Source organism: Pseudarthrobacter chlorophenolicus A6 (assembly GCF_000022025.1).
Classification (GTDB): Bacteria; Actinomycetota; Actinomycetes; order Actinomycetales; family Micrococcaceae; genus Arthrobacter; species Arthrobacter chlorophenolicus.
Genome location: NC_011886.1, coordinates 791,621 through 811,869, shown reverse-complemented (window position 1 = coordinate 811,869; position 20,249 = coordinate 791,621). Strand labels below are relative to the sequence as shown.

General features: G+C 68.4%; 17 protein-coding genes. 10 read left to right on the top strand and 7 right to left on the bottom strand.

Annotated elements, in window-relative coordinates; all coding sequences use genetic code 11:
- Positions 1–49: 49 nt before the first annotated feature.
- Complete coding sequence (locus tag ACHL_RS03795) at positions 50–643, top strand: TetR family transcriptional regulator (protein WP_015935980.1); 594 nt, start codon at positions 50–52, stop codon at positions 641–643.
- A 43-nt stretch (positions 644–686) separates the two neighbouring features.
- Here the strand turns inward: ACHL_RS03795 and ACHL_RS03790 are convergent, their stop codons facing one another.
- A complete protein-coding gene (locus tag ACHL_RS03790; protein ID WP_015935979.1) occupies positions 687–1,034 on the bottom strand; it encodes a hypothetical protein in 348 nt (115 codons plus the stop codon).
- A gap of 180 nt (positions 1,035–1,214) precedes the next feature.
- Here ACHL_RS03790 and ACHL_RS03785 point away from each other — a divergent pair, with 180 nt between their 5' ends.
- From ACHL_RS03785 to ACHL_RS24550, 4 genes are all read left to right on the top strand, one after another.
- Positions 1,215–2,282, top strand: coding sequence for an NAD(P)H-dependent flavin oxidoreductase (locus tag ACHL_RS03785; RefSeq protein WP_015935978.1), 1,068 nt, complete (start codon positions 1,215–1,217; stop codon positions 2,280–2,282).
- Between the two features lie 163 nt (positions 2,283–2,445).
- Positions 2,446–3,072, top strand: a complete 627-nt coding sequence (locus tag ACHL_RS03780; RefSeq protein ID WP_015935977.1) for a hypothetical protein — start codon at positions 2,446–2,448, stop codon at positions 3,070–3,072.
- A gap of 81 nt (positions 3,073–3,153) precedes the next feature.
- Complete coding sequence (locus ACHL_RS03775) at positions 3,154–3,891, top strand: YcnI family copper-binding membrane protein (RefSeq protein ID WP_015935976.1); 738 nt, start codon at positions 3,154–3,156, stop codon at positions 3,889–3,891.
- Between the two features lie 100 nt (positions 3,892–3,991).
- Positions 3,992–4,633 (top strand): DUF4232 domain-containing protein, encoded by a 642-nt coding sequence (locus ACHL_RS24550; protein WP_015935975.1) that lies wholly within the window; start codon positions 3,992–3,994, stop codon positions 4,631–4,633.
- Between the two features lie 75 nt (positions 4,634–4,708).
- On the opposite strand, the gene ACHL_RS03760 is transcribed toward ACHL_RS24550, so the two are convergent.
- On the bottom strand, positions 4,709–5,173 hold the full coding sequence (locus tag ACHL_RS03760) for a DUF4383 domain-containing protein (RefSeq protein WP_015935974.1): 465 nt from the start codon (positions 5,171–5,173) through the stop codon (positions 4,709–4,711).
- A 264-nt stretch (positions 5,174–5,437) separates the two neighbouring features.
- On the opposite strand from ACHL_RS03760, the gene ACHL_RS03755 reads away from it, so the two are divergent.
- Entirely contained in the window at positions 5,438–10,627 is a 5,190-nt protein-coding gene (locus ACHL_RS03755) for an Lhr family ATP-dependent helicase (RefSeq protein ID WP_015935973.1), read from the top strand.
- Positions 10,620–11,450, top strand: a complete 831-nt coding sequence (locus ACHL_RS03750) for an Fpg/Nei family DNA glycosylase (RefSeq protein WP_015935972.1) — start codon at positions 10,620–10,622, stop codon at positions 11,448–11,450. The genes ACHL_RS03755 and ACHL_RS03750 overlap by 8 nt, the downstream gene beginning before the upstream one ends.
- Here ACHL_RS03750 and yczE read toward each other — a convergent pair.
- Positions 11,414–12,118, bottom strand: coding sequence for a membrane protein YczE (gene yczE, locus ACHL_RS03745; RefSeq protein ID WP_015935971.1), 705 nt, complete (start codon positions 12,116–12,118; stop codon positions 11,414–11,416). The two genes, ACHL_RS03750 and yczE, sit on opposite strands and share 37 nt — an antisense overlap.
- A gap of 60 nt (positions 12,119–12,178) precedes the next feature.
- On the opposite strand from yczE, the gene yczR reads away from it, so the two are divergent.
- The gene (gene yczR, locus ACHL_RS03740) at positions 12,179–13,660 is read left to right on the top strand and encodes a MocR-like transcription factor YczR (RefSeq protein WP_015935970.1); all 1,482 of its coding nucleotides are present in this window, start codon (positions 12,179–12,181) and stop codon (positions 13,658–13,660) included.
- A 111-nt stretch (positions 13,661–13,771) separates the two neighbouring features.
- Here yczR and ACHL_RS03735 read toward each other — a convergent pair whose 3' ends face one another.
- Both ACHL_RS03735 and ACHL_RS03730 read right to left on the bottom strand, forming a co-directional pair.
- A complete protein-coding gene (locus ACHL_RS03735) occupies positions 13,772–14,464 on the bottom strand; it encodes an SRPBCC family protein (RefSeq protein ID WP_015935969.1) in 693 nt (230 codons plus the stop codon).
- Positions 14,457–15,089 carry a winged helix-turn-helix domain-containing protein gene (locus tag ACHL_RS03730; RefSeq protein WP_015935968.1) on the bottom strand — a complete coding sequence of 211 codons (633 nt, stop codon included), beginning with the start codon at positions 15,087–15,089 and terminating at the stop codon, positions 14,457–14,459. Before ACHL_RS03730 ends, ACHL_RS03735 begins: the two co-directional genes overlap by 8 nt.
- Before the next feature lie 100 nt (positions 15,090–15,189).
- Between ACHL_RS03730 and ACHL_RS03725 the strand changes: the two genes are divergently transcribed.
- Positions 15,190–16,170, top strand: a complete 981-nt coding sequence (locus ACHL_RS03725; RefSeq protein ID WP_015935967.1) for an RluA family pseudouridine synthase — start codon at positions 15,190–15,192, stop codon at positions 16,168–16,170.
- Positions 16,171–16,249: 79 nt separating this feature from the next.
- Positions 16,250–16,867, top strand: coding sequence for a DedA family protein (locus ACHL_RS03720; protein ID WP_015935966.1), 618 nt, complete (start codon positions 16,250–16,252; stop codon positions 16,865–16,867).
- A 23-nt stretch (positions 16,868–16,890) separates the two neighbouring features.
- On the opposite strand, the gene ACHL_RS03715 is transcribed toward ACHL_RS03720, so the two are convergent.
- Both ACHL_RS03715 and ppc read right to left on the bottom strand, forming a co-directional pair.
- Positions 16,891–17,196 carry a hypothetical protein gene (locus ACHL_RS03715; protein WP_015935965.1) on the bottom strand — a complete coding sequence of 102 codons (306 nt, stop codon included), beginning with the start codon at positions 17,194–17,196 and terminating at the stop codon, positions 16,891–16,893.
- Between the two features lie 154 nt (positions 17,197–17,350).
- Positions 17,351–20,164 (bottom strand): phosphoenolpyruvate carboxylase, encoded by a 2,814-nt coding sequence (gene ppc, locus ACHL_RS03710; protein WP_015935964.1) that lies wholly within the window; start codon positions 20,162–20,164, stop codon positions 17,351–17,353.
- Positions 20,165–20,249: the final 85 nt, after the last annotated feature.

Below are 20,249 nucleotides of genomic sequence, written 5' to 3'. Positions count from 1 at the left end.
TGACACAGAGTGTCATTAAGGAAGGGTGTCCAGGGTGAATACTGTTGGCATGCCGACGGTAGAGCCAGCAACCAGGTCCACGGGACGCCCTGCCACCATAGATCCCGAGGCCGTGGCGCGGGTGGCCGTGAAGCTGTTCGTCCGGAACGGGTACGAGGAAACCTCCATGGAGGACATTGCCCGGGCTGCCGGAATAGGCCGGAAGAGCCTGTACCGCTATTTCGCCACCAAGGCGGACCTGGTGTGGGGCGGTACCGAGCCGGCCATCGAAGCATCGGTACTGGCGCTGGAAACGGGTCCCCTGCCGTCCGCCGGTGACGATCCGCTGGACGGGCTGCGCCGGGCCGTGATTGCCGGCGCAGCCGCCTTGCCCGACCTGGCGGTCACCCGGGCGCGCCTCCGCCTGATCGGCGCGCACCGGGAACTGCTCAACCGCAGCTACGAGGCACTCGGCGCCCAGCGTGAACGCACCCTGGCGCACCTCGAGGCGGCCGGGGTTCCTGCCGCTACTGCACGGTATGCCTGTGCGGCCTTTATCGGTGCCACGTTCCAGGCGTGGCTCGAATGGGCCGGCGGCGACGACCCCGATCCGGCCCCGTACCTTCAGGCCGCCACCGGCGTGGTGGTGCTTCCGCAGGCGTAAGGCCCGGCTGTACCGGGCCACCCTCCGCTGGTGGCCCGTGCGGCTACAGTTTGTCGGTGCGGTCCTCGCCGCCCCTGTGGCCGCCGCCGCGGAGGTTCTCCTGGACTTTTCCGAAGAGGTCCTTGATGGTGGTTTCCGCGTTGCTGATGACATCCACGGGAACATAGACGTCATGGGTGGCCGGGAGGTCGTACTCGTCCTTCAGGTGCGTGCCGTTTCCGACGCCCTGCAGTGACAGGTAGACCATGGCTTCGGTCCGCGCGATCCCGGCAAGCTTGCCAAACACCACGGTGAATTCGTTGGGCTGGAAGGTGATGGTCTGGCCGATGTGGCTGCGGCCAAGTTCACCGGCCGGAACAACCTTTTCTGACTGGCTTCCGGTGTAGTCCATGAACTTCTCCTTAGATCGCCTGCACTGATGGAATGCAGTCTATCGCCGGGCGCCCCGGACGCAGCCGGCGCTCTTCTTCATCCCAGCGCAGCGGTACCGGGCCGGGACTTGGGAGCGCAGCCCGGCCCTGCAAGACTGGTCGAAGCAGCCGCAAACCACCGGATCCGTCAGGAGAACGCCATGCCCCAGCAGGACCACGCCGCTTCACGCCGCAGCAGGCTCACGGACGTGCTCGGCATAGACGTGCCGGTAGTGCTTGGCCCCTTCGGCGGGGTGTCTTCCGTGGCACTCAGCGCGGCGGTGTCCGACGGCGGCGGGCTGGGTTCGTACGGCCTGTACGGGTACGACGGCGCCGCGATCCTCAAGACGGCGGCGCAGCTTCGCGCCGCCACGGCCAAGCCGTTCGCCCTTAATCTGTGGGTACCCACCGGCAGCGAGACGACTGAGCTGCCCCGGACAGAGTTCGACAGCTACGTCCGTGCCCTCCAGCCCTATTTCGAGGAGCTGGGCCTGGAATTGCCGGACATGCCGGAACGATTCATGGCCGACTACGGCGAGCAGGTGGAGGCAACGCTGGAGGCTGCCCCCGCCGTCGTGAGCTTCGTCTTTGGCGTCCCCGCGCCGGAAATAGTGGAAGAAGCGCACCGTCGCGGGATCAAAGTGGCCGGCACCGCCACCACCGTGGAGGAGGCCCTGGCCCTGGAGGCGGGCGGTGTGGATGCCGTGGTGGCCAGCGGCATGGAGTCCGGCGGCCACCGCGTGTCCTTCCTGCGCCCGGCCGAGGACTCCCTGGTGGGCACGTTCTCCCTCGTCCCCCAGGTGGCCGACGCCGTCAGCATCCCTGTCATAGCGGCCGGCGGCATCGCTGACCGGCGCGGGTTCGCCGCCGCCCTGGCGCTGGGCGCCGAGGGTGTCCAGGTTGGCACGGCGTTCCTGGCTACCCATGAATCCGCGGCCGCCCCGGCGTACCGGGAGCTGCTGCACAGCCCGGCCGCGGGAAATACCGTCCTCACCCGCGCGCTGAGCGGGCGGCTGGCACGCGGAATCCCCAACCGGGTCATCTCCGAACTGGCGCCACCGGCCATCGCCCCGTTCCCCGTCCAGAACTGGCTGACCGGCCGGTTCCGCCCGACGGCCGCCGCGGCGGGAAACACGGACCTCATGTCACTGTGGGCGGGTCAGTCCGCGCGGCTCATCCGGCACCACAGCGCTGCAGACGTCCTGGCGGAGCTGCTGGCCGGGGCCTGACGCGTCCCGTCCCCCACAACCCTTCCCCTCAGCCTGCTGCGGATTTCCACATGGAGCCGGCCCGGCGCCGCAACGTCCGTGGTTCCCCGGTAGAATCGGGCGGGCAGGAACAACCGCTGTTTCCTGCCGTTGTACGCGCCACCGCACCGGGAGGGGAGAGTCAGTGCCGGCACACCGCACACCCTTCCACCTCGTCCGCGCCTCGGCCCTTGCAACTGGCATCCTTACCCTTGCGGCGGGCGCCCACGTGGCCGGCGGCGGGCAGCTGCCCGCTCCGGGGATCCTCCTCGCCATCCTGGCGCTCACGGGTCTCGCCAGCACCGCCGCCACCAGGCTCAGGCTCTCGTTCCCGGCCATGGCCGGGCTGATGGGCGGCGGGCAACTGGCGCTGCACGAACTGTTCGCCACGTTCAGCGTGCCCTCACAGCCGTCGGGTCCCGCGGCAGCCTATACAGGCCACCAGCACGGCGTGCCCGCGCTCCCGCCGGACCTGGTGGCCATGGCCGGGCACGTGGGCCCGGCAGACCCTGCCTCGGGCTCCCTGATGCTGGCCGCGCACGCGCTGGCAACCCTGGGATGTGCCCTCTTGCTGGCCAAGGGCGAAGCAGCGCTTTGGGCCCTGGCCGGGTGGCTGCGGCCCCTCGCCGGCCTTCCCGTTACCGTCACGCTCGACGACGTCGAGCCGGTTTTCGCAGTATTCCCCACACCCGCCGCTCCCCACCGCCCCTGGCGGAACCTGCGGCAGGACAGCCGACGCGGCCCGCCTTCCGCCGTCGTGCTTTCCTTCTGACCCGCGCCTGCACTCCACGCCGGCCCGGGCTTTCCCAAAAACTTTGCGCGCCACGTATGGCGTGCGCCAGAAAGGCAACCCATGACTTCCCCGATCCTTCGCCGTACCCTGACCACAGCCGCAGCGGCCGGCGGCACCGCCGCACTGATCCTGGCCGGCGCCGGAGCCGCGTCCGCCCATGTGGGCGTGACGCCGGACAAGACCTCTGCCAGCTCCTACGCACTGCTGACATTCGCCATCCCCCACGGGTGCGAGGAATCCGCCACCACCAAGGTGGCCATTACCCTGCCGGCAGAGCTCAATGACGCCCAGCCCACCGTGAACCCCAACTGGACCGCGGAAAAGGTAACCGAACAGCTCGCCGAGCCGAAGAAGCTCGCCGACGGCAGCTCCATCACCAAGCGGACCAGCCAGATCGTCTACACGGCCAAAACGCCCCTGGCCCACGACCTTCGTGACACGCTGGTCCTCTCCGTCAAGCTTCCCGACGCCGCAGGCACCACGCTGAACTTCCCCACGATGCAGACGTGCGAGGTTGGCCAGACGGACTGGTCGGAAATCGCCAAGGATGGCCAGGACCCGCATTCCCTGAAGGCCCCGGCGCCATCCATCACCATCACCGAGGCCGCTGCGTCAGATGGACACGGTGCCACCGCAACCGCGGCAACCCACACGGAACAGGCAGCGTCCGTGACGGACAGCGGCGCCGATGCCCGCAGTTGGGCCGGCCTCGGCGCCGGCGTGGCCGGACTGGTACTGGGCGGCCTCGCACTGCTGCGGAGTGGTGCACGCCGGAAGGCAGCCGACAGCACCAAGTAGTCCTGGCTTGATGCCCGGATCATCACGATCCGGGCATCAAATTGCCTTGGGACCACGCGGCATCGTTGACGCCGCCCCGGACTGCCGCGAAGGTGGTGGCATGAGGTCTCAGAAAACACTCCAGGGGATAGCCTTGTCGACGGCCGGCGTGGCGGCTGTCCTGCTGCTTGCGTCATGCGGTCTCGGCCAGCCGCAAAGCCAAACGAGCACCACACCGGCCGCGCCGGGGACGGGCTCCGGCAGCCCCTCGCAGTCCGCGCCCCCGCCTACAACGGCCGCGCCGCCGTCGTCCGCCGCCCCGGCAACCACCCCGCCGGCGGGACCCGGACTGTGCAAGGCGGCAGGATTGTCCGCCGCCACCGACGCCAGTGGTGGCGGCGCCGCAGGAAGCGTCTACATGAAGCTCAACCTCACCAACACCGGCAGCGAGCCCTGCATCCTCAAGGGTTTCCCCGGAGTGTCACTCGCGGCTGACGCGGCGGGCGGTCCCATTGGCGCGGCGGCCACCCGGGACGAATCCGTTCCTGTTACGGACGTCCTGCTGGCACCTGGCCAAACGGGCTGGGCCCAGCTGCGGTACACGCAGGCCGGCAATTACATGGACTGCTCGCCTGTTGACGCGGCTGGCTACCGGATCTACCCGCCGGAAGACACCGAGTCCCTTTTCCTGGCCCAGCCCACCACCGCCTGCAGCAACGCCGATATCAAACTCCTGACCATCGGCGCGTTCCAGACAGCCTGACGCCAGGCCTTCAAGGGACAAAAAAGCAGGCGGTCCGGCATCTGCCGAACCGCCTGCTTTTGTCCCCGGCGGCGCCTACGCGGTGGTGCGCCCGGCGCGGGACGTGCCGCGTGAAAGCGCGACGCCCAGGCCGATCATGGCGACTCCGAGAACGAAGTGCAGCCAGTTGTCAGCGGTATTGACCGGAACAAAGTTGGCTGCCGAATCCTGGCCGATCAGGAGCCCATACAGCCACAGCACCAGGTAGATGGCACCGCCGCCGATCAGGTAGTTCCTGGACTGCGCGGCGCTTCCGGCCATCGCAATGCCGGCGATGCCGAAGAGCAGGTGCACGATGTTGTGGAGGATGGAGACCTGGAAGATTCCCAGGAGCAATGCCTCGGAACCGTGCCCGGCAAAGCCGAGGCTTTCGTAGTTGGACGTGATGCCCGGGATGAAGCCCAGAACCCCCACCAGGAGGAAGACGGCGCCGACGGCCAGCGTTGCTTTTTGGATGTTGGTCCGGCCCGCGGTGCGACCGGTGGAACTCATGCTGGTCATGATGTGTCCTGCTTTCAGTCGTATTAGTGCACGTCATCGCCGGGATGTGCGTGAACTTTCGACTCGCCCCCGACACGATAAGTATACTTATCAAATTGGCCGTGGATAGGCAGTGGACCATAACGGACCTGTCACGGATTGGCTTGGCCAGCCGTTGGGTGAGGGAAGGTGAACTGGCATGGCATCGTTCCGGCTGGGCCGCAAGGCAGGCACAATCCCCATGGCCCTGGCCGCCCTGTCGGTGGGGTGGGGCATGATGGAGGCATGAACCAGGAAGAGCCCACCACGGACGGCCGGGGTTCCGTGGCCACGGCGCCGATGGGCCAGTTCACCCGGCCCACCCGCGACTGGTTCCTGGGTGCGTTCACCGAACCCACCCCCGCCCAGGACGGCGCCTGGAACGCCATCTCGTCGGGTTCGCATGCCCTGGTGGTGGCTCCCACCGGGTCCGGCAAAACCCTCGCCGCATTCCTGTGGGCACTGGACCGGCTCCTCTCCGCGGCGCCCGCCCCAGACACCGAATCCCTGGCCGAAGCTGCCGTACCCGCGGCCGCCGCCGGCACCAAGGGAACCAAAGCCCCCGCGAAAGCCCGCCGGCCCCGCGCACCCAAGCGCAAAACCAAGGTGCTGTACATTTCGCCGCTGAAGGCCCTCGGCGTGGACGTGGAACGGAACCTGCGTTCCCCGCTGATCGGCATCACGCAGACGGCCAAGCGGCTGGGAATGCCCGCCCCGCTGATCACCGTGGGCGTCCGGTCCGGAGACACCACCACAGCGGACCGCCGGGCGCTGCTGAGCAACCCGCCGGACATCCTCATCACCACTCCCGAGTCCCTGTTCCTCATGCTCACGTCCCGGGCCAGGGAGACACTCACCGAGGTGGACACCATCATCATTGATGAAGTCCACGCCGTTGCAGGCACCAAGCGCGGAGCCCACCTGGCCGTCTCACTGGAACGGCTGGACGCGCTGCTGCCCAAGCCCGCACAGCGGATCGGGCTGTCCGCAACGGTTGAACCCAAGGAACTCGTGGCCCAGTTCCTTGCCGGGACCGCTCCCGTCGAAATCGTGGCCCCGCCGTCGAAGAAGAACTGGGACCTTACGGTTTCCGTGCCGGTGGAGGACATGTCAGATCTCCAGGGCGCGGCCGGAGCGTTCGATTCCGGGCCGGCCTCCGGGCTGCAGCCGCAGGCATCCATCTGGCCGCACGTGGAGGAAAAGATCGTTGACCTGGTGCTGGCCAACCAGTCCACCATCGTCTTCGCCAACTCGCGCCGGCTTTCGGAACGGCTGACCGCGCGCCTCAACGAAATCTATGCCGAACGCCAGCTGATGGCAGCGGGGGGCGGCTGGGACGGCTCCCTGGCTGACGGCGCGGAGGCGTTCGACGCACCCGGCAACGGCTCGGCGCCGCCGTCGGGCGTCCCTGCCTCCACTGCCACTCCCGCCCACATGATGGCGCAGGCCGGGAGCTCCGCCGGCGCGGACCCGGTGCTGGCCCGCGCCCACCACGGCTCAGTGTCCAAGGACCAGCGCGCGCTCATCGAGGACGACCTCAAATCCGGGCGGCTGCGGTGCGTGGTGGCCACGTCCTCCCTGGAACTCGGCATCGACATGGGCGCGGTGGATCTGGTGGTCCAGGTAGAGTCACCGCCATCGGTGGCCAGCGGCCTTCAGCGCGTGGGGCGCGCCGGGCACCAGGTAGGCGAAATTTCGCAGGGCGTCCTGTTCCCCAAGCACCGGGCGGACCTGGTGCACACAGCCATCACCGTGGAACGCATGCTGGACGGCAAAATCGAACGCCTCAGCATTCCCGCCAACCCCCTGGACATCCTGGCGCAGCAGACGGTGGCCGCCACCGCCCTGGGCAGCATCGACGTTGAGGAATGGTTCGCCACGGTCCGCCGGTCGGCCCCTTTCGCGTCGCTCCCCCGCTCGGCGTTCGAGGCCACCCTGGACCTGCTGGCCGGCCGCTACCCGTCCGACGAATTCGCCGAACTGCGGCCACGGATCATCTGGGACCGCAACGAAGGGACCATCGAAGGCAGGCCCGGCGCCCAGCGGCTCGCCGTGACCTCCGGCGGAACCATCCCGGACCGGGGCCTGTTCGGCGTCTACATCATCGGGACGGAAATGGAGGGCTCGGCGTCCCCGTCGGAGGACGGCAAGCCGGCTCCGGCCCCCAAGGGTGGCAGGCGCGTGGGCGAGCTGGACGAGGAGATGGTGTACGAATCCCGCGTTGGCGACGTCTTCGCGCTCGGCGCCACAAGTTGGAAGATCGAGGACATCACGCACGACCGCGTGCTGGTCTCCCCGGCTTTTGGCCAGCCCGGCAAGCTGCCCTTCTGGAAGGGTGACTCCCTGGGCCGGCCGGTGGACCTGGGCCGCGCCCTCGGCGCCTTCGTGCGCGAGCTGTCAGCCTCCGACGCCGGCCCGGCCGCCGAACGCTGCCAGGCGAGCGGGCTGGACGCCTTCGCCGCCAACAACCTCATCCAGTACCTCTCCGAACAGAAGCAGGCCACCGAAGTGGTCCCCAGCGACACCACCCTGGTGGTGGAACGGTTCCATGACGAGCTCGGCGACTGGCGAGTGATCCTGCACAGCCCCTTCGGGATGCCGGTCCATGCACCGTGGGCACTGGCAGTGGGCCAGCGGCTCCACCAGCGGTACGGCCTGGACGGCTCTGCCATGGCCGCCGACGACGGCATCGTGCTGCGGGTGCCGATGATGGAGGACGAGCCCCCGGGCGCCGAGCTGTTCCTCTTCGACCCTGAGGAACTGGAGCAGATCGTCACGGCAGAGGTGGGCGGCAGTGCCCTGTTCGCTTCACGGTTCCGCGAGTGCGCGGCCCGTGCCCTGTTGCTGCCGCGGCAGACCCCCGGCAAGCGGCAGCCCCTGTGGCAGCAGCGCCAGCGGTCCGCCCAGCTGCTGGATGTGGCCCGGAAATACCCTACGTTTCCCATCGTGCTGGAGACCGTCCGCGAGTGCCTCCAGGACGTCTACGACCTTCCGGCACTGAAGGACATTGCGGCCGCCGTTGAACGCCGCGAACTGCGCGTGGTACAGACCACCACGCAGCAGCCGTCGCCGTTCGCCAAGTCCCTGCTCTTCGGCTACGTTGCCCAGTTCCTGTATGAGGGCGATTCCCCGCTGGCGGAGCGGCGCGCGGCTGCGCTCGCTTTGGACTCCACCCTCCTGAACGAGCTGTTGGGCCGGGTGGAGCTGCGCGAGCTCCTGGATGCCAAGGTCATCGACGCCACCGAACGCGAACTGCAGCGGCTGGTGCCGGACCGCAGGGTGCGGGGGCTTGAGGGCGTGGCCGACCTCCTGCGGCTCCTTGGTCCGCTGGACCCGGACGAGGCCGCCGCACGGTTGGAGCCGGCAGGAGGGGTTGAGTCCGCAGCAGGGGTTGAGCCGGCAACCGCAGGCGAGCCCATTGAAGCCCCGGAGGCTGAGCCCGTCGGTACCTTGGCCGCCCAGGCCGACGCCGGGCTTGCCGATGACCTTGCGCCTGAGCCTGAGCCTGTTGAAGCCACACCGCCCCCCATCGCCTCTGCCACTGTTGAGAAAGCCACCGCCCACCTGGTGGCGCTGCAACGGGCCAACCGCGCCATCAAGGTCAACATCGGCGGGGCCGAACGGTTCGCTGCAGTGGAGGACGCGGCCCGCCTTCGCGATGCCATCGGTGTGCCGCTGCCCATGGGCGTGCCGTTGGCGTTCATCGAGCCTGTAGCGGACCCGCTGGGCGACCTGGTGTCCCGCTACGCCCGAACCCACGGGCCTTTCACCGCTGCTGAGGCCGCCGCGCGGCTGGGGCTCGGCGTCGCCGTGGTGGGCACCGCCCTTAAGCGCCTGGCCGACGACGGCCGCGTGGTGGAGGGCGAATTCCGGCCCCACGCGACACCCGCCGCAGCCGGGCCGGAGGCCACGCCAACCGGCCGCGAGGATGACGGGCAGCCTGACGGGGACGGACGGCAGGAAGAAACCCTGCGCGAAATGGTGCACGCGGCCGTCAGCGAATGGTGCGACGCCGAGGTGATGCGGAAGCTCCGGCGTCGGTCCCTGGCCGCGCTGCGCGCCGAAGTGGAACCCGTGGACGCCGCCGCTTACGGACGGTTCCTCCCTGCCTGGCAAAACGTCCGGATCCCGGGCGGCGGACGGGGGCAGCCGTCCCTGCGGGGACTGGACGGCATCGTCACCGCCATCGACCAGCTCTCCGGCGTCCCCATCCCGGCATCAGCCTGGGAACCCCTGATCCTGGCCGGCAGGGTGTCCAACTACCAGCCCGCCATGCTGGACGAGCTCATGGCAGCCGGCGAAGTCCTCTGGTCCGGAGCCGGTGCACTGCCCGGAAACGATGGCTGGATCAGCCTGCACCTGGCCGACTCCGCGGAGCTGACGCTGAACCCCGCACCGGACTACGAACCCGGTGATGCCGGCCTGCGGCTCCTCGACCATCTCCGGAACAACGGCGGCGGATACTTCTTCCGCCAGCTCACGGAGGTGGCAGGGGGCATGGACTCGGTGCTCAGCGACCAGGAAGTGGTGTCCGCCCTCTGGGACCTCGCCTGGGCAGGACGGATCACCGGTGACACCTTCGCACCTGTCCGGTCGCTGATCGCGGGCGGCCATACGGCCCACCGGCAGGTGGCGAAGGCCCCACGTTCCAGGGCTCCAAGGTTGAACAGGCTGGGCCGCTCGCACGGTACCGGCCTGATGGGCTCCGCGGGCCTGGCCGGCGGACGGTACGGTTCCCAGGGTGCAGTCGCCACTCCCCCAACGGCTGCCGGACGCTGGTCCGCCCTTCCACAGCCGGAACTGGACGCCACCATCCATGCCCGGGCTACCGCCGAGCTCCTGCTGGACAGATACGGGGTGGTGACCCGCGGTTCGGTGATGGCGGAGCAGATCCTGGGCGGCTTCGGCCTGATGTACAAGGTCCTGGCCAGGCTCGAGGAGGCCGGCCGGTGCCGCCGCGGGTACTTCATTGAACACCTCGGTGCAGCGCAGTTCGCTGTCCCCGCCACGGTGGACCGGCTGCGCTCGTACGCGGAGGACAGCCAGATCGCCAAAGCTGAACCCGTGGCCCTTGCCCTGGCCGCCACGGATCCTGCGAATCCCTACGGCGCTGCCTTGCCCTGGCCGGCCCTGCGGGACGATGCCGGCACGGGCCACCGTCCCGGCCGCAAAGCGGGAGCCTTGGTGGTGCTGGTGGACGGCGCACTGGTTCTCTATGTGGAACGGGGCGGCAAGACACTGCTGGCGTTCTCCGACGACCCCACCATCCTTGACGCCGCCGGCGCAGCCCTGGTGGGTGTGGTCACCCGCGGGGCCGTGGACAAACTGATCATGGAAAAAGTCAACGGCCAGGGCATCCTGGACACTCCCATCGCCGCTGCCCTCAGCGCTGCCGGCGCCTACTCCACCCCGAAAGGCCTGAGGATCCGTGCCTGAGGGAGATTCCGTCTGGCGGGCCGCCAGGCAACTGCACGAGGCACTGGCCGGCCAGACACTCACCGCCTCGGACTTCCGGGTACCGCGCTTCGCCACGCTGAACCTCACCGGATGGACTGTGGCGGAGGTTGTCCCGCGCGGCAAGCACCTCCTCATGCGCGTGAAGGGGCCAGGGGACAAAGCCCTCACCATCCACTCCCACCTGAAGATGGAAGGCACATGGCAGGTCTACCCGCCCGGTGGCAGGTGGCGGAAACCCGGCTTCACCGCACGGTGTGTGCTGCGCACTACTGCCGCGGACGCCGTCGGCTTCTCCCTGGGTATCCTGGAAGTGGTGGCCACAGCGAACGAGGACTCCATTGTCGGGTTCCTCGGCCCGGACCTCCTGGGCCCGGACTGGGACCTGGACGAGGCCGAACGCCGGCTCCGGGCGCGGCCGGAGGTTCCCATCGGCGTGGCCATCCTGGACCAGAGCAACCTTGCCGGCATCGGGAACATCTACCGCTGCGAGGCGTGCTTCCTCTCCGGCGTACATCCGGCCACACCCGTGTCAAAGGTGGCGGACCTGAGAACCCTGATGACGGACGCCAAGCAGCTGCTGGAAGCGAACCTTGGCCCGGGACGCCGCGTCACCATCCTCAACGCCCGCGGCATGCCGGTGGGGAGGATGGCCGGGAGGCCCGGCTACTGGGTGTACCGCCGGGACCAGCACGCATGCCTCAAATGCGGCACGCCCGTCCGGCGCGGACTGCTGGGAAAGCTGAACGGCGAAGAGGAGCGCGACATCTACTTTTGCCCGAGGTGCCAGCCCTTCCCGGAATAGCTGGGTTCCCCGGCGGCTTCCGGGCCGACATCCGCTTTCCCGTCCGGACGCGCCGCGCCAGCCAGTTCCGGCCCAGACAGTTCCGGCGCACCGGCCGGAACCATGAACCAGGGCAGCAGCAGCTGTACCAGCGGCCCGATCGCCAGCGCGTAGAGGACGGTTCCCACGCCAACTGACCCGCCCAGGAGCCAGCCTGCCGCGAGGACCACCACCTCAATGAGGGTGCGGGACAACCGGACGGACCACCCTGTGCGGCGCGCGAGTCCGGTCATCAGCCCGTCCCGGGCGCCCGGGCCGAACCTGGCACCGATGTAGCAGGCCGAGGCGATGCCGTTCAGGAGAATGGCGCCCGCCAGCATGCCCAACTGGCCGGCAAGGTTGGAGAGGGAGGGAATCAGCGCCAGGCCCACATCGGCGAAGACCCCCACCAGGATGGCGTTGCAGAGGGTGCCGAAGCCCGGCCTCTGGCGCAGCGGAATCCAGAGCAGGAGCACCAGGAAACTGACAGTAATGACCACCACGCCGATACTCAGCCCGGTCCGGTTGGCCACGCCCTGGTGGAACACATCCCAGGGATCCAGGCCCAGCCCGGCCCGGATAAAGAGGGCCAGGGAAATGCCGTACATGGCAAGGCCGGCGAAAAGCTGAAGCAGTCTGCGGAACATCATTGGTCCACCCTCCCATCCAACTGGCATTGATTTACATAGCCAGTTTGAGATACTGGCCCTATGGCTCCCTCCCTTGGCGCAGCAGCACTCGCCCGCATGCTGGGCACTTGGCACCACGGTGGTGCGCCCGCCTACAGGGAATTGGCGGACGTACTCCGGCTCCTGATCCTGGACGGCCGCGTGCCGCTGGACACCGCGCTCCCCAGCGAGCGCGCCCTGTGCACCGCGCTGGGCGTCAGCCGGACTACCGTGACTGCTGCCTACTCGGCCCTGCGCGAGCAGGGTTTCCTCAGCAGCGGCCAGGGCAGCCGCGGCAGGACGCGCATTCCGGAGCGGACCGCCTTCGGCCCGGCGCTCTACAGCCCGCAAACACCCGCAACTCCCGCGCTGACCGCTCCCGGCCTGGCCGCGCCCCAAGGACTGATCGACCTTGCTTATTCGGCGCTGCCGGCCAGCGGCGAGGTGGTGCACCGGGCCTTTGCTGCGGCGATGACGGAACTGCCGGCGCTGCTGCCGGGATTCGGGTACGACGCCGTAGGCCTCCTGCCGCTGCGCCAAGCCATTGCCGACAGGTATTCAGCGGCCGGCGTTCCCACCGGCCCCGGGCAGATCATGGTCACGTCCGGGGCGCAGCACGCGCTGACCATTATCATCCGCACGCTGGCCGACCGCCAGGACAAGGTCCTGGTGGAACACCCCAGCTACCCCAACGCGCTGGACGCGATCCGCGCTGCCCGCTGCCGCCCCGTGCCTGTCGGTTTCTCGGACTCCGGCTGGGACCTGCCTGCACTCGAAACAGCCCTGGCGCAGCAGCGTCCCAAGATCGCCTACGTCGTTCCCGATTTCCACAACCCCACGGGCATGATGATGCCCGACGCCCAGCGCCGCCGGCTGGTAGCGGCCGCTGCCGCAGCGGGGACCATCCTGATCGCAGACGAAACACTGCGGGAGTTGAACCTCGACGGCGTCCAGTCCACTCCCCTGGCCGGCTTCAGCAGTGCGGTGGTTTCCGTGGGGTCGCTCAGCAAGTCCCATTGGGGCGGCCTGCGCACGGGCTGGATCCGCGCGTCCGAGCCGATGATCCAGCGGTTCACTGCGGCGCGAAGCGTCCTGGACCTGGGCGGACCGGTCATGGAGCAGCTGGCCGCAGCCCACCTGGTCCGGGCCCTGGATGAGCCGCTGCCGGCCCTGCTGGACACACTCCGCGTCAACCGAGCCGCGCTGCTGGAACTGCTGCGGGAGCATCTGCCGGCCTGGCAAACAGCGTCACCTTCCGGCGGCCTGTCAGTTTGGTGCAGGCTGCCCGGCCCCGTCAGTACGGCACTGACCGTGATCGCGCCGGACCACGGGATCCGGCTGGCCGCCGGGCCGCGGTTTGGGATCGGCGGGGCCTTCGAGCGGTACCTTCGGCTCCCCTTCACGCTCCCGCCCGGCAAACTCGAAGCCGCCGTACTGGCCCTGCGGGCCGCCCAGGACAGGCTCGACGCCGCACCCCAGCTGCGGCGCTCACTCACCCGGGCCCCCGCCGTCGCCATCGCCTGACAGCAGCAGCCGAGATCGCTGGAACGGTGCCAAATCGCCGTAGCGGACCAGCGTTCCCGCACCGTTCCAGCGTCCCGGCACCTGCAGCGGCGCGGCAACGGCCCAGCCGGCCTACTGGTAGACGCGCTCCAGGAACCCGGTCCAGGCCTTGGCCGTGGTCTCCGAATCGCCGGCGCCGCTGAAATCGTGCACCGTCACGCCCACGGGGGCGCCCCAGGCGTTGCGGCCGAAGAACCGGTACAGGGCATCTGCCGTGCGCAGGCCGAGGAAGTGCTCGTTGGAGAAGTCCACCTCGCCCGCAAGCCGGCCCACGCCGTCGAGCTCTACCTCCACAGGGCTACCCTGAACCGCCGACTCAACCCCCAGCGCCCGGCGGAGCCGCGCAAAGCCGTCGGGCGCCTGGGATGCATCCGGCCCCTGGATGTCCGTAAACACCACCGGCTTGCCGTCGAAGTGCTGGAGGTACTGGCCCAGCGTGTGCAAGTAGAACTCGGTGTGGCGGCTGGCGCCGTCGTACTGCTCGTCCCAGTTGTCCGCGAAGATGCCGCTGTGAACGTAGTGCAGGCGGGCACGGCCGCCGTCGAGCGGTTCGAGGACATGCTCCAGCTGGTTGAACCAGCCGTCCGGACCGTCCATCCGGGAGACCAGATGGGTGGGGTACTCGTTGACTGTCTTGACGTCCGGCCACTGGTCTGTGGGAAACATCCAGCCGGGGGTACCCGTGGTGACCGCCTCCCAGACACGCTCCGGCGTACCGGGAAGCTCGGTGTCGTAGACGATTTCGAAGTTGCGGTTCTCAGTCATTGGTCTGCTCCTTGGTAGTGGGTTCGTGTGAGGTTTCTGGGGACGGTTTGAGGACGGGGTGCAGTGCCACCACCAGGCGGTGGCGGCGTCCCCGCGGAGACGGGACGGCGTCGTGGTACTTGTCCACCAGCTGTGTGACGGCAACGCCCAGCTCTTCGGCAAAGGCTGCCCGGTCCGCGGCGGAGCGGAAAGTGACTTCGCCGTCTATGGCGAACGTGGCCAGCTTCTGCCGTGCCGCCGCGGCACCGGCAATCAGCTTTCCCACTTCCTGGACCATCCGGCCCGCCAGCGCCAGGAGCCAGAAAGCCGAAAAACGATCGGCGAAGCGCCGCGGATCAGGCGATACGGAAGCCAGGGCCGTGGGTGAGATCAGGTAGGAGGCCGCCGTGGCCTGGAGGACGCGCTCGGTGACATTACCCTTGCGCCGCTCCTCCACGAGTTCCACCAGGCCGTGCCGCTCCAGCGATTTGAGGTGGTAGTTCACCTTCTGCCGCGGCAGCCCCACCCGGACCGCCAGCTGGGTGGCGGAGGCGGGCTCCGCCAGTTCGTGGAGGATGGCTGATCGGATGGGGTCCAGCGAGGCTTCGGCCGCCGCGGGGTCCTCGATCACTGCTATGTCCAACATGCTTCAAGTGTGCCAACCGACAACTTTTATTGTCAAGAACTTTTTTGTCGTCGGTATCCGACGCGGCCCGGCAAAGGGGCGCCGGTAGAATGGACCGGTGATGCAATCCCCCCTTCCCGTGCGCGACGGCGTGAATGCCACCCGTTTGCGGCTCCCTGAAGAGGGCCCGTGGGACACCGCAATGGACTACATGATGCACCGCTGGGGCCACATCGATCCGCAGGGCATCGAGGACAGGTTCGACGCCGGCGAGATCGTGGGTGAGGGCGGCGTGCCCCTGAGCCGGCACACCAGGCTCGAAGACCACACTTTCATCTGGTACTACCGCACGCTTCCCCCGGAAACCCGGATTCCCGTGGACCTCAGCATCCTGCACCAGGACGAACACCTCCTGGTGGTGGACAAGCCACACTTCCTGCCCACCACTCCCGGCGGCACGTACATCCAGGAATCAGCCCTGGTGCGGCTGCGGAACCAGCTGGACCTCCCGGACCTGATCCCCATGCACCGGCTGGACCGCATGACCGCCGGTGTCCTGCTGTTCTCCACCAACCCGCAGACGCGCGGAAAGTACCAGGTGCTGTTCGAGAAGCGGCAGGTGCAGAAGGAATACGAGTGCGTTTCGGCCGCGGACCCTGCACCGGGACATCCCGCCGTCGAATTTCCCGTGGTGGTCCGCAACCGGATGACCAAATCCCGCAGCTACCTTCTGGCCGAGGTGGTGGAGGGCGAGCCGAACGCTGAAACCAGGATTGAGCGGCTGGAAACGTTCGACGGCGGCGCCTCCCCGGATACCAATGGCAGCACGGCCGCGGTGCCGGGCAGTCCCACCCGCCTCGCCAGGTACCGGCTGGAACCGCACACGGGCAAAACCCACCAGTTGCGCGTCCACATGGCCTCGCTGGGGCTCGGGATCGTCAATGATGCCTTCTACCCCGACCTGCTGGACAAGGCCCCGGACGACTACGCCAAACCCCTGCAGCTGCTGGCCCGCGGCATCCGGCTCGTGGATCCGATCTCGGGCAGCCCGGTTGAATACCGGAGCAGCCTCGAGCTCAGCGAAACCGTCCGGGCACACTGACGGACGGCGCCGGAAAACTTCGGGAATCCTGCGGCCTGACCCCGGCAGCCCGGCCGCGAAAGTGCGGTACCTTGTGGCAATGGACTTCGGCAGCGCTGACAGCTGGGGGGAGGCGATCTATTTCTGGATCATCCCCGTGGTCCTTGGCGACGCCATTTTTCCGCCCATCCCGTCCGAAATGGTGGTCATCACCGGCGGTGCGCTGTCAGCAGACGGCAGGGCGAATATCTTCCTGGTGCTCGCCCTGGCCGCTCTTGCATCGTGGACGGGCGACATCGTAGTGTTCCAGCTGTTCCGCCGCCGCCTGAGCCATGTGCTGGACCGCTGGAAATGGGGCCGGCGGGTTCACCAGGGCATCCACGACGCCCTCGCGAAGGCCGGCCGGTCCTCCACCTACGGGGCCATCATCGGCGCCAGGTTCATTCCGGGCGGCCGGCTCGCCACCTCCGCCGCCGCCGGTATTGCCAATGTTTCGGTCCGGGGATTCAGCCTGTGCGCCGGCCTCGGGGCGGTGCTGTGGGCCTGCTGGCTGGTGGGGCTGGGCTACTTCACGGGCTCGGCAACAAAGCTGCCGTTCTGGGCGAGTTCGCTCATCGGCGTGGTGCTCGGCCTGGTGGTGGGCGCCGTCGTCGGGATTATCGTGACCCGCCGCCGCGGCAACCGCTCCCCCGTGGAGGAACCCGGGCCGCTCGGCTGAGGCCGCCGCCCATCTGGGGAAGGTCAGACGGGCAACCACTTGCCCCGGCTGCGCCGCAGCACGCTCAGGGACCCGGTCAGCGCAACGCGTTCGACGGCGTCGCGCATCATGGCTGCCGATTCCACCGCCTGCCGGTTCTCGCCGCTGTATTCGGTGGCGTCCACGAGGAAGCGCAGGTTGAGCAGGGGCACGCCGCCGGCGATCTGCAGCTGGTGCGACTCGACATGGTGGCGGGTTCCCAACGCCTCGACGGCGGCGTCCATGACGGATTCGGGGGCGTTGCCCGGCCGGAGCCCGGTGATCTTCAGGCGGGTCTGGAACGAAGGCATGCCCTCAACCCTATCGAAACGCCCGCTCACATCCCGGGCCAAAACCGAAACCCCCACTCACTCTCTTCAGAAGAGTGAGCGGGGGTTGGGGCCTTAGGCACCTCAAGTGAGCGCGCGTCGCGGGGAGGAGCACCACAAGTGAGCGCGCGTTGGGTTAGCCGGTGTTGCGGAGGCCGGCTGCCACACCGTTGACGGTGATGAGCATGGCCCGCTGGAGGCGTTCGTCGATCTCGCCGTTGCTCATGCCCTCGCCGGCCTCTGCGCGGACGCGGCGAAGCAGTTCCACCTGGAGGTAGCTGATGGGGTCCAGGTACTGGTCGCGGACCTCGAGGGAGCGCTTGAGCGTGGGCTGGGCGTCCAGGAGCACATGCTCGCCGGTAAGGTTCTGCACCTCGGTCACCGTGAGTTCGTATTCTTCACGGATGGCACGGAAGATGTGGTGCAGCTCCTTGGGGACCAGGGTGTCCACGTAGTAGCCGGCGATGTCCAGGTCCGTCTTGGCCAGGGTCATCTCCACGTTGGAGAGCACGGAGCGGAAGAAGTGCCACTGCCCGATCATCTCCACCAGCTGCTCCGAGTTGCCGGCCTCGCGGGCGGCCTTGAGCCCCGACCCGACACCGAACCAGCCGGGGACGATCTGCCGGGACTGTGTCCAGCCGAACACCCACGGGATGGCGCGCAGCCCGCCAAGGCCCGCACCCGAGTCGGGGCGCTTGGACGGGCGGGAGCCGATGTTCAGCGACCCGAGCTGCTCCACCGGGGTGGAGGCCATGAAGTACGCCGGCAGGTCCGGGTGGTCGATCAGGCTGCGGTACCGCTCGAAGGCGGCATCGGAGATGGTTTCCATGACGTGCGCGTAGCGTTCACGCTGGTCGTCGGAGGTCCGGGGATCGCGGTGCAGCGCGGAACCCTGAAGCACGGCAGCCAGCGAAAGCTCCAGGTTTTCGCGGGCAAGCTCAGGCAGCGAGTACTTGTCCGAGATGACCTCGCCCTGCTCGGTGAATTTGATTTCGCCTTCCAGGACGCCGTTGGGCTGGGCCAGGATGGCGTCGTAGGTGGGCCCGCCGCCGCGGCCCACCGAACCGCCGCGGCCGTGGAACAGGCGGACGCGGACGCCGTGCTTTGCGGCGATGTCACGAAGCTTGCGCTGGGTCTTGTGGATTTCCCACTGGCTGGTCATCACGCCGGATTCCTTGTTGGAGTCCGAGTAGCCCAGCATGACTTCCTGGACGTCCCCGCGCAGCCGCACCAGTTCGCGGTAGGAGGGGTCGGAGAGGAGCTGGTCGATGATCTCGGCGGAGGCACGGAGTTCCTCCACGGTTTCCAGCAGCGGCGCGAACCCCAGCTTGGCGTAGGGCTTCTCACCAAACAGGTTGACCAGGCCGGCTTCGCGGGCGATCACGGCCGCGGCCAGGACGTCGTCCGCCCCGCGGGTCATGGAGATGATGTAGGTCTCGATGACATCCGGGCCGTACATGCGCAGGGCCCGGCGGATTTCGCGGAAGACGTCGTACGTGCCGTCAGCGGCGCCGTCGAGCTTGATCGGGTGGCCGGACAGCGGGCGGCGGGAGGCGAGCTCGGAACCCAGTACCTCGAAGCGCTCCTTGCGGCTCAGTTCGGCGTAGTGCAGCCCGGGGCCGCCTATGCGGTCCATGAGCTGCCCGACGGCGTCGTGGTGGTGGTCGGCGTGTTCACGGATGTCGAGGGTGGCCAGGTGCAGGCCGAAGGACGCGATGGCGCGGCGGACCCGGGCGAGGGCGCCGTCTGCGGCCAGGGACGCCGAGTGGTTGCGGAGCGACAGCTCCAGCAGGTCCAGGTCTGCCAGGAGTTCGTCCGTGCTGCTGTAGTCGCGGCCGTGTTCGTGGTTCGAGTTCGCTGCGACGCGCTTGCCGGTGTTGATCAGCTTGGCCTTGATGCAGGTCAGCTTCAGCCGGTAGGGCTCCTGGGCGTTCAGTTCCAGGACCCGCTTGTCCAGGCCGGGGAGCTTCTTCAGGTCCGCGTCGATGGAGTCCAGCAGCACCTGGTCCGCGCCGGCGAGCGCCGTGGAATTGGAGAGGATGGAGATCAGTTCGTCGATCATGCCGATGCTGATGCGGATGGCGTTCTGGTTCTGGATCTGGAGGATCTCGCGGGTGACCGCTGCCGTCACGTTGGGGTTGCCGTCACGGTCACCGCCGATCCAGGAGCCGAACTTCACCGGGGCGTCCTGCGCGGCCAGGGTGACGCCGTGTTCACTGAGCAGTTCAGACAGCTCGGACAGCATTTCCGGCATGGCGTCCGTGAGGATGCCGCCCAGGTAGTAGATGGCGTTCCGGGCTTCGTCCACCGGGGTGGGCCGGACCTGGCGGAGTTCGTCGGTCTGCCACATCTGGTCGATGATTTCGGCCAGCTGGCGGTCCTGGCGGCGGCGGGCAGTGGTGCCCTCGATGGTGGGCTGGGCCAGGACGTCGGAGAGCTTGCGGATCTTGTCCAGCACCGAGCGGCGGGAGGCCTCGGTGGGGTGGGCCGTGAAGATGGGGCGGACGTCGAGCCCGTTGACCACTTCCTGCAGCACCTCGGGTCCGGCCTGGCCGGCGATCTCGGCTACGGTCTTGGCCAGCCAGCCGTCCTTCTCGGCGCGGGTCCGCAGGCCACGGACGCGGTGGACCTGTTCGGCGGCGTTGGCCAGGTGGAAATAGAACGCGAAGGCGCGCACCAGGTCCGTTGCCTGCTCAATCGGCAGGGAGCCCAGCAGTTCGCGGACCTGGGCGACGACGTCGTGCGCGCTCCACGGGCCGGTGGCGTCGGCACCGCCGCGGGCAGCCTCCTTGGATTCCTTGGTGAGGAGGCGGACCTGCTCCACGAGGTCAAGGAGCTCGGGCCCGTGCTGGCGGACCAGGGATTCGCCCAGCAGGGTGGAGACCCGGCGGACGTCTGCCCTGAGTTCGGAGGCAAGATCGGATTCGGGGTGTGCTGCAGTGTGAGCCATGGAAGCAATCTTTCGAGGGTTTCGGACTTGGCTCGTACACTGCGCTGGATACTGTGAGCCACGTTACTAGCAGAAGATGCTACCC